The organism is Rhizobium cerradonense (assembly GCF_030182455.1).
In the GTDB taxonomy this organism is placed as follows: domain Bacteria; phylum Pseudomonadota; class Alphaproteobacteria; order Rhizobiales; family Rhizobiaceae; genus Rhizobium.
On record NZ_JAQJCK010000020.1, the window covers coordinates 76,938 to 83,671 of the forward strand.

At 60.4% G+C, this 6,734-nt stretch carries 7 protein-coding genes and 1 pseudogene; 7 read left to right on the forward strand and 1 reads right to left on the reverse strand.

Annotated elements, in window-relative coordinates; translation table 11 throughout:
* Window positions 1-104: 104 nt before the first annotated feature.
* Window positions 105-1,103 (reverse strand): LysR family transcriptional regulator, encoded by a 999-nt coding sequence (locus tag PH547_RS28830; RefSeq protein WP_260304390.1) that lies wholly within the window; start codon window positions 1,101-1,103, stop codon window positions 105-107.
* 78 nt (window positions 1,104-1,181) lie between these two features.
* Between PH547_RS28830 and PH547_RS28835 the strand changes: the two genes are divergently transcribed.
* The 7 genes and pseudogenes from PH547_RS28835 to PH547_RS28865 form a co-directional block, all read left to right on the forward strand.
* Complete coding sequence (locus tag PH547_RS28835; RefSeq protein ID WP_104827464.1) at window positions 1,182-1,928, forward strand: RraA family protein; 747 nt, start codon at window positions 1,182-1,184, stop codon at window positions 1,926-1,928.
* 5 nt (window positions 1,929-1,933) lie between these two features.
* Window positions 1,934-2,938 (forward strand): D-2-hydroxyacid dehydrogenase family protein, encoded by a 1,005-nt coding sequence (locus PH547_RS28840; protein ID WP_285170094.1) that lies wholly within the window; start codon window positions 1,934-1,936, stop codon window positions 2,936-2,938.
* Entirely contained in the window at window positions 2,935-3,723 is a 789-nt protein-coding gene (locus PH547_RS28845; protein WP_285170095.1) for an SDR family oxidoreductase, read from the forward strand. Before PH547_RS28840 ends, PH547_RS28845 begins: the two co-directional genes overlap by 4 nt.
* Before the next feature lie 39 nt (window positions 3,724-3,762).
* On the forward strand, window positions 3,763-5,073 hold the full coding sequence (locus PH547_RS28850; protein ID WP_285170096.1) for an MFS transporter: 1,311 nt from the start codon (window positions 3,763-3,765) through the stop codon (window positions 5,071-5,073).
* A gap of 198 nt (window positions 5,074-5,271) precedes the next feature.
* Window positions 5,272-5,766 carry a cupin domain-containing protein gene (locus tag PH547_RS28855; RefSeq protein WP_285170097.1) on the forward strand — a complete coding sequence of 165 codons (495 nt, stop codon included), beginning with the start codon at window positions 5,272-5,274 and terminating at the stop codon, window positions 5,764-5,766.
* Window positions 5,767-5,839: 73 nt separating this feature from the next.
* On the forward strand, window positions 5,840-6,286 hold the full coding sequence (locus tag PH547_RS28860; protein WP_285170098.1) for a RidA family protein: 447 nt from the start codon (window positions 5,840-5,842) through the stop codon (window positions 6,284-6,286).
* A gap of 36 nt (window positions 6,287-6,322) precedes the next feature.
* Window positions 6,323-6,734, forward strand: a pseudogene (locus tag PH547_RS28865) (Re/Si-specific NAD(P)(+) transhydrogenase subunit alpha); the annotation flags it as partial.

Consider the following 6,734-nt stretch of genomic DNA (forward strand, 5'->3'; position numbering starts at 1 on the left):
CGAGTGGCAAACAGCCAAATCTGCAGGGTATTTTTCACGGATGAAAAACGGTCGTTGGCGGCTACCCGATGGAAAAACTCCGCATTGAATGTATGACCACAGCCTCAGCCGGCATTATCCGCTCCGACGTTTCCGCAAATACCGGCAACAAGCGAGCGGAACCATTGGTGAGCGGGATGGGTGTGAACGCGTTCATGCCACACGAGCTTATAGACCAGCTTCTCGGCCTCGAAAGGAAGATGACGAACGACCAATCCATGCTGGGAGACGAGCGATCGGCCATGTCCGTTGATGAATCCGCTGGGCACACAGGTCATCAGGTCGCTTCCCGCGACAATGCGCAGCGCATCGACAAAATGGTTGACGACGACGGCGATTGTCCTTGTGCGACCATGCAGGCTCAACCAGCCATCGATCACGCCCAAATCCATCCCCGATGGCGTCACCAGCACATGCGAAGCTGCGACGAACTGATCAAGGTCCATCTCTCCCTCTAATGCATGTCCTCGCCGCATCACGCACATGTAGTGATCTGTCCGAAGCCCCTGAACATGGATGTCTCGTGGGAGCGACGGAAACATACCGACGGCGCAGTCAAGCGTGCCACGCTCTATCCCCTCAAGAGAGCTCGCATTGGTATGGAAAGAAAATGCCAAGCGGGCATAGGGTGACATCGCGCGCAGCTTCAGCGCAATGCCGCAGACCGCTTCCTCGGCAAGGCTATCCGTAACGGCAATTCGGAAGCTGGTCGGGTCCGAGCGCGGGTCGAATTGCTCCGGTGCGATTGAGGCTCTGATGACCGCGAGCGAACGGTGAAGCTCGGGCCAAATGGCGAGCATCCGTGAGGTTGGCTGAACGCCGTCCGCAACTTTTAGGAAAAGTTGGTCGTGCGTCAATTTTCGGGCGCGCCGAAGCGCGTTGCTGACTGCTGGCTGGCTCATCGACAGACTGGCTGCGGCTCGCGTCACGTTCCGCTCCAGCATAATCGCTTCAATGACCACCAGCAGGTTGAGATCAAGCCGCATGTTATTCACCACGATGATAATCGTGCCCTCTAAATCTAAATTGGACGATTCAAACCTTTTGGGCAACTGTATCGACAAGAGCCAGAACGATGATGTCCTGCATCGGAGATAAGGCTGCGACAGACAACTGCGCAATATACTGCGAGGATTTATCTCATGAATGATGCTCCTGCCGGAGACCTGTTGCCGAAGCTGACCGGTAAGATCAGCCCCGATCGTATTCGTCTGATGCGGGCGCCACGTCCGCCGCATGGCCTCATCGAGAAGTTCAAACGCATCCCCGATGCGACGAGCGTGGTCGCCGACGTCATGGACGAGCTGGGCATCACCGGCGCTATCGGAGCATCGGTTCTCAAGCCGACCCTGCCGAACGCAAGCATCGTCGGGCCGGCCCTGACCGTGCGCAATATCATGCAACGCGACCATGTCTACGAAACTGCCCGCAACCATGTGAACCGCATGGCGGAGTTCGAGGCTCACAATCTGGCGCTGCCTGGTGACGTCGTCGTCATCGATGGTGTTGCCGGCATATCCAACATGGGCGGCATTTCGGCGCAGACCGGCAAACGGCAGGGCGAAGCCGGCGCCATCGTCTTCGGTGGCATCCGTGACGTCGGCCATTCCCGTCGTGTGGAATATCCACTCTGGGCCACCGAGATCACCCCGGTTACGGGCAAATGGCGCATCGAGACGGTGGAAATCAATGGCGATATCCAGATCGCCGGCATTCGCGTCGCGCCCGGCGATATCGTCGTCGCCGATGAGACCGGCGTCTGCTTCATCCCGATTGCGCGCGCGGCCGAGGTGCTGGAGCGGGCGCTGGCGAAGGCTGCCTTCGAGCACGAAAAATGCGGTGCAATCGATGCAGGGACCGCAGTTGCCGACTTGCCGAGCAAAGAGTGACTATAATGGCCAATCTCAACCCTAGACTGCGTGTGGCTATCCTCGACGACTATCAGGATGTCGTTCGTACGCTCGACTGCTTCAGCAAACTTCAAGGCCATGAGGTGACGATCTGGAACGATGCAGTAGCCGACGTGAACATGTTGGCAGAGCGACTTGCCGATGCCGACGTACTCGTGCTGCTGCGCGAGCGGACCAAGGTGGACGAAGCGCTGGTCAGCCGACTGCCGAACCTCAAGCTGATCAGCCAGAATGGCCATGTGCCGCACATCGATCTCGCCGCATGCACGCGGCACGGCGTTCTGGTCTCCTCGGCTCTGACGCAACGGCCTTCATATCCAACCGTGGAGTTCACCTGGGGCCTCATCCTCTCGGCGATGCGCAACATTCCGCTTGAAAGCGCCGCGCTTCGGGAAGGGTCATGGCAGACGACCGTCGGACTCGGACTGCGCGGCCGCACACTCGGGATCTATGGCTTTGGCCGGCTTGGCGCGATGGTGGCGCGGATCGGCGTCGCCTTCGGCATGGAGTTGCTGATCTGGGGGCGCCAGGGGTCTCTGGACCGGGCGCGACAAGAAGGCTTTCCAATCGCAGCAAGCAAGCAGGTCCTGTTCGAGCAATCGGACGTGCTCAGCCTGCACCTGCGCCTGAATGCCGAGACTGCCAGCTTGATCGACGCCGACGACCTTGCCCTGATGAAGCCGACAGCCCTGCTGGTGAACACGAGCCGCGCGGAGTTGATCAAGCCTGGGGCGCTGGTCGCAGCCTTGCGCAACGGCCGACCCGGAAAGGCGGCGGTCGACGTGTTTGAGCACGAACCTTTGACGGACCCGAGCGACCCCTTGCTGATGCTGCCAAACGCCTTGTGCACGCCACATCTCGGCTATGTCGAGCGCGACAACTACGAATATGCCTACGGCAATGCCTTTGACCAGATCGTCGCCTTTGCCCAAGGCGCGCCGATCAACATCCACAATCCGGATGTGCTGAAACAGGAGAATGCGCAATGAACCTCGAGCTGGACGGGAAAGTCGTTTTGATCACGGGCGGCAGCAAAGGCATCGGTCTTGCCTGCGCCCGGGCCTTCGCCAGGGAAGGCGCCCGCGTGGCTATCATATCGCGCGGTGCGAATAATCTGGCCGCCGCCCAGGCAGCACTTGCGGCTGATAGCATCGATGTCGCGCCCTTCGCCGCGGACCTGTCGGATGGCACCGCAGCCGAGCGCGCAGTCATTGCGGTTGAGGAGCAGGTCGGGCCGATTGCTGTGCTGGTCAATTCCGCCGGTGGCGCCGTGCGCGTACCCCCGAGCGAACTGACGCCGGACAAGTGGCGCATCGCGATGGATGCGAAGTTCTTCACCTACATGAACGTCATGGACTACGTCTTGCCGCGCATGGTGTCGCGGCGCGCGGGTGCGATCGTCAACATTATCGGCACTGGCGGCAAGATCGCCTCGCCGATCCATATTCCTGGCGGCGCTGCGAACGCGGCGCTGATGCTGGCCTCGGCCGGTCTGGCTGCAGCTTGGGGACACGCGGGCATACGCGTCAACGTCATCAATCCCGGGGCCACGATGACCGATCGGGTGCAAATGTCGCTGGACGCGGAATCGCGCGCCACCGGAAAGCCGCCGGAGGAGCTGCTGCGTCAAAACCAGCAGCGCATACCGCTTGGGCGCTATGCCACCCCAGAGGAGGTGGCCGATGCCGCGCTTTATCTCGCCAGCGTTCGAGCATCCTACGTGACCGGCGCGTCGTTGACGATGGATGGAGGACTGACGCCGCTCGTTGTGTGACCGGCTGAGTGCGAAAAATCAACATTGGGAGGAGACCAAATGTTCGGCTGGTATCGCGAACTAACAAATAGAGAGCGAAATACGTTCTGGGGATGCTTTGCGGGGTGGGCAGTGGACGCGATGGATGCGCAACTGTTCAGCTTCGTGCTTCCGGTGCTGATCGCAGCATGGGGATTGACGACGGCGCAAGCGGGCTATCTCGCCACAGCGACACTCCTCTCAGCCGCCGTGGGTGGCTGGGCATGCGGTTATCTGGCAGACCGCTTCGGTCGCGTCCGCGTCATGCAGTTCACCATTTTATGGTTCTCGGTGTTCACTCTCATCGCCGGCTTCACGCAGAACTTCGAACAGCTCATCGTCGTGCGGGTGCTGCAAGGGCTGGGCTTCGGCGGTGAGTGGGCCGCTGGTGCCGTGCTGATGGGCGAGATCATCCGGCCTATCCACCGCGGCAAGGCGGTGGGCAGCGTTCAAAGTGGTTTTGGCGTCGGCTGGAGTGCCGCGGCGATATTGGCCAGCATCGTTCTGGCCTACGTACCGGCGGAATATGCATGGCGGACCCTGCTGATGATCGGCGTGCTGCCCGGACTTCTGGTTCTGCATCTGCGCCGAACGATCGAGGAGCCGGAACTCTATCAACAGACCCGAGCTGCGATAAAGGCCACCGGCCGCGACCCGGGCCTCAGCGCGATCTTCCACCCTGGCATGCTGCAGGTGACGATCCTTGCTTCGCTGCTGGCCTTCGGCGTCGTCGGCGTGGGCGGAGCAATTGTCAACTGGCTGCCGACGTTCATGAAGACGGTCCGTCACCTCTCGCCAAGCGCCTCAGGCTACTACGTATTTCTGGTTACCGGCGGTTCGTTCTTCGGTTTCCTGGCAAGCGCATACCTGTCCGACGTGCTCGGACGGCGACGGACATTCCAGTTGTTTCTGGTCTGCTCATGGGTGGTGACCATTGGCTATATGTTCCTGCCGCTGTCGGGCTGGGGACTCATTCTGATGGGTGTGCCATTCGGCTTCTTCACGATCGGCAACTACGCAGCGCTGGGTCCCTTCTTTACCGAACTCTTCCCGACAGCGGTGCGCGGCAGCGGTCAAAGCTTCGCCTATAACTTCGGCAAGGCGGCCGGTGCGGTCGCAGTCTCCTGCATCGGCATTCTGGCACAGTGGATCACCTTGGCAGAGGCCATCGGGCTGATCGCGTTGCTCGGCTACAGCATCGCGATCGTGGCAACGCTGCTGCTTCCTGAAACGAAAGGCATCAATCTTGTGCCGGGCCTCGGTCCAACGGCGGATGAGGACGACGACCAGTCCGCCGCAACGAGGGAACAAACCGCTGCGGGCAGCCCCTGACCCCACCGGGACCGTTGGAACCCGGCCGCACGCGATATGCGATCCACAGAGATGACATAGGACCTCGGGCCCGCGCCCCGAGAGACGAAACGACCAACCACCGGTTTGCCGAGCGCATGCGCTTGGGACAAATCGCAACCCTCCACGACGCAACCTGGATGCTTCCGTGGAGCTTCTTCCTGGACCAAGGAGAGACCAATGAAATCAACTTTCCCGTACCTGGTTCTTGCCATGACTTTGGCGATACAGGAGAGCATCGCCCAAGCGCAAGCCGCAGGCGGACCAATGCAAATCATGGTTGCGACGCCCCAGCAACTTTCGATTACTCAGAGCGCCTCGAAGACAGTCGGTGTGTCCCAGGTCTCCGGCCAGAGCGCTGAGATGCTTTATGGCGATCCGACGAAAGCAGGACTTTACACGGTTCTGCTGCGCCTCGAACCACACAAGCGCATCATGCCGCTATCGCATCCCGATTCCCGCTTCGTAACCGTCTTGTCGGGCACCTTCTACGTTGGGTTTGGCAATACCTACGATGAAACCAAGCTCAATGTGCTTCCGGCGGGAGGCATCTACACCGAACCCGCCAATGCCAACCATTTCGGGGAAACGCGAGACGAGCCAGCCCTCGTCGCGATCACAGGATATGGGCCGAGCGGCACAAACTACGCAAACCCCGCGGATGCGCCAAAATAACTACGTGCGCTGCCAGAGACCATGCACCCTCGGCGCCCGATGGAGCGCTGAAGTGAGATGACAGGAGAAACACATGTCTCAATCGCCAATGACCAATCCGACCGATGTGGTGCAGGGAAGCTCCGCCACAAGCCACCGCAAGAGCGTCACCGTCGAACGTCTAGCACACAAGTTCCCTGTCCCCAACGCGTGTCGGATCGGGAACCTGGTCGTATCGGGTGCGATCCACGGCGTAGATCCCGAAACGCAAGTCATGCCGGAGGACCTCACATCCCAGTGCGCCCATGTGTTCGCAAATATGAAGGCGATCGTCGAGGCCGCCGGCGGCAGCACCGAGGACATCATCAAGATGACGGTCTATCTGCGCGACCGCAACAATCGAGGGCCGCTCAATGAGGAATGGGTGCGCATGTTCCCGGACCCCGAAACCCGACCGGCTCGACACTCTCAGCCCTTGTTGGTGGAAGGACCTTCGCTGGTTCAATGCGATTTCATGGCAGTGATTGGAAGAGCAGGCTGAAGGCGTCGCGGAGCGATCGTCGGGGGATAAGATACGATGAAGATCGGAGCAGTTAAGGAAACGAGCAAGCATGAAGCGCGCGTTGCTCTGACGCCAGAGGCCGCTCTTCAGCTCCAGAAACTCGGTTACGAGTGCGTGATCGAAACCGGTGCTGGAAAAGCGGCCGGATTTTCGGACGAGGCGTATCGTGGCGTGGGTGTCACGGTGGTCGACAGCGCGGCTTTGCTCTACGAGACATCCGACGTCATTGCCAAGGTCCGTCCGCCCGAAGCCGCAGAGGTCGATCGGCTGGCACCGGGTAAGACGCTGATCTCCTTCTTCTACCCGGCACAGAACAAGGACCTTCTCGATCAGGCCAGGTCCAGCGGAGCGACCGTCATCGCCATGGACATGGTGCCGCGCATCAGCCGAGCCCAGAAGATGGATGCCCTGTCGTCGATGGCCAATA

Excerpts from the sequence above, each read along its gene's own strand:
- PH547_RS28850 (WP_285170096.1), top strand. The coding sequence starts at position 3,763 with ATGTTCGGCTGGTATCGCGAACTAACAAATAGAGAGCGAAATACGTTC.
- PH547_RS28840 (WP_285170094.1), top strand. The coding sequence starts at position 1,934 with ATGGCCAATCTCAACCCTAGACTGCGTGTGGCTATCCTCGACGACTAT.
- PH547_RS28860 (WP_285170098.1), top strand. The coding sequence starts at position 5,840 with ATGTCTCAATCGCCAATGACCAATCCGACCGATGTGGTGCAGGGAAGC.
- PH547_RS28835 (WP_104827464.1), top strand. The coding sequence starts at position 1,182 with ATGAATGATGCTCCTGCCGGAGACCTGTTGCCGAAGCTGACCGGTAAG.
- PH547_RS28845 (WP_285170095.1), top strand. The coding sequence starts at position 2,935 with ATGAACCTCGAGCTGGACGGGAAAGTCGTTTTGATCACGGGCGGCAGC.
- PH547_RS28855 (WP_285170097.1), top strand. The coding sequence starts at position 5,272 with ATGAAATCAACTTTCCCGTACCTGGTTCTTGCCATGACTTTGGCGATA.